Genomic DNA, 206 nt, shown 5'->3' with positions numbered 1-206 from the left:
GTGGGCCTAGGTGGACTCGAACCACCGACCTCACGCTTATCAGGCGTGCGCTCTAACCAGCTGAGCTATAGGCCCATATCTGTAGATTGAGAGTCTTTACAGATCTCTCAAAACCGAACAATGTTAGGTGCCAAAGTGTCGACCTAAGTGACATCCAAGCTCTTGGCCTGGTGTATGTCTCCCTAGAAAGGAGGTGATCCAGCCGC

1 tRNA gene is annotated in these 206 nt (G+C 51.9%); it reads right to left on the bottom strand.

The annotated features are described in order from the left end of the window. Window position 1: 1 nt before the first annotated feature. Window positions 2-75, bottom strand: a tRNA-Ile gene (locus ACSV5T_RS10550). Window positions 76-206: the final 131 nt, after the last annotated feature.

The sequence above is a fragment of the Veillonella sp. ZSJB6 genome (assembly GCF_051549505.1).
Lineage (GTDB): Bacteria > Bacillota > Negativicutes > Veillonellales > Veillonellaceae > Veillonella.
Note: the sequence above shows the minus strand (reverse complement) of the source record. Positions and strands in the feature narration are given on the sequence as shown.